The 582-nt window shown below is 41.6% G+C and carries 1 protein-coding gene and 1 pseudogene; both read left to right on the top strand.

The window, feature by feature from the left end; all coding sequences use genetic code 11:
- Positions 1-175, top strand: a pseudogene (locus tag ACS8FC_RS19390) (prepilin peptidase); the annotation flags it as partial.
- 104 nt (positions 176-279) lie between these two features.
- Positions 280-582: dephospho-CoA kinase (coaE, locus tag ACS8FC_RS19385; protein ID WP_439297990.1), on the top strand; the 303-nt coding region annotated here is incomplete at its 3' end.

The raw sequence follows: 582 nt of genomic DNA, 5'->3' as shown, positions 1-582 counted from the left end.
ATTAATTATTTTATTATCATCCTTGCTCGGGTCAATCGTCGGGATAATCTTGATGAAAAAACAAGGTGAGAGCAGGCCTTTTGCCTTTGGTCCTTACATTGCTGTCGCAGGCATTGTTGCTTTATTATACGGCTCAGATATCGTCAGCTGGTATCTTGGTATGTATACTTACTAAGTCTTGATAGTAAGTTTTTTACCCTAATCTATAAGCACAATTATTGATAAGCCCTTTCTTTACTGGTCACTGCTTTTACTACCTCTGTCAAATAAGCCATCATTATGTCAAATAAAGTCGCACAATCTTATTTACGTCAACCACAAAGTCTACAGACAAAAAACAAGACACTCGTCGTTGGTTTAACAGGCGGGATCGGTAGTGGCAAATCCGCTGCTAGTGCTTGGTTTGCTGAGCAAGGGATCGATATTATCGATGCCGATGTGATCGCTCATGAGATCGTTACTAAAGGCAGCGATACGCTGCGCAAAATCCAAAAAAGATTCGGTGATTGGGTATTAAGTGGTGATGGGTCAATGGATAGAGCCGCTGTACGCTCGCATGTATTTGCAAACCCTGAAGCGCTT

The sequence above is a fragment of the Psychrobacter sp. 1Y4 genome, assembly GCF_051847555.1.
The sequence above is the reverse complement of the archived record's forward strand: the minus strand, read 5'-3'. Positions and strand labels throughout refer to the sequence as shown.